The following is an 803-nucleotide window of genomic DNA, read 5'->3' on the forward strand; positions in this document are numbered from 1 at the left end:
ACCTTCACCTACACGCTCACGAACGACCCGGATGGCAAGTTCCAGATTTCGGGCGATCAGCTTCAGGTCAAGCAGGGCGCAAGTCTCGACTACGAAACCAAGACCCAGCACACGGTCACGGTCCGCGTCACGGATCAAAACGGTCTCTTCCACGACAGGACGTTCACGATCGCGGTGAACAATCTCAATGAAACGCCCGGCAACCAGGCGCCGACGGACATTGGCCTGTCTGCGAGCGCGATCAACGAGAACACCGCGAATGATGTTGCGGTCGGCAACCTGAGCGCGACCGATCCGAACAACGGCGACACCTTCACCTACGCGCTGACAGACAACGCCGGCGGGCGGTTCAAACTCGATGCGACCGGAACAAAAATCCTCGTCGCCAACAGCGCGCTTCTCAACCATGAAAGCGCGACGTCACACCAGATCACCATCCGTGTGACGGACCAGGGTGGCCTGACCCACACCAAGACGATCACGATCAACGTCAACAACGTCAATGAAAGGCCGACAGACCTCAACCTTTCGACCCAGAACGTCGACGAGAACACGCCCGGCGGGACATCGATCGGAACGTTGACCGGAATCGATCAGGACGTTGGCAATACCTTCACCTACACGCTCATGAACGACCCGGATGGCAAGTTCCAGATTTCGGGCAATCAGCTTCAGGTCAAACAGGGCGCAAGTCTCGACTACGAAACCAAGAACCAGCACACGGTCACGGTCCGTGTCACGGATCAAAGCGGTCTCTTCCACGACAGGACGTTCACGATCGCGGTGAACAATCTCAATGAAAC

1 protein-coding gene is annotated in these 803 nt (G+C 57.3%); it reads left to right on the forward strand.

Going from position 1 to position 803, the window contains the following annotated elements; all coding sequences use genetic code 11:
* Positions 1–803: cadherin repeat domain-containing protein (locus tag FEZ63_RS23400; RefSeq protein ID WP_201274275.1), on the forward strand; the 803-nt coding region annotated here is incomplete at both ends.

The organism is Microvirga brassicacearum, assembly GCF_008757455.1.
GTDB lineage: Bacteria > Pseudomonadota > Alphaproteobacteria > Rhizobiales > Beijerinckiaceae > Microvirga > Microvirga brassicacearum.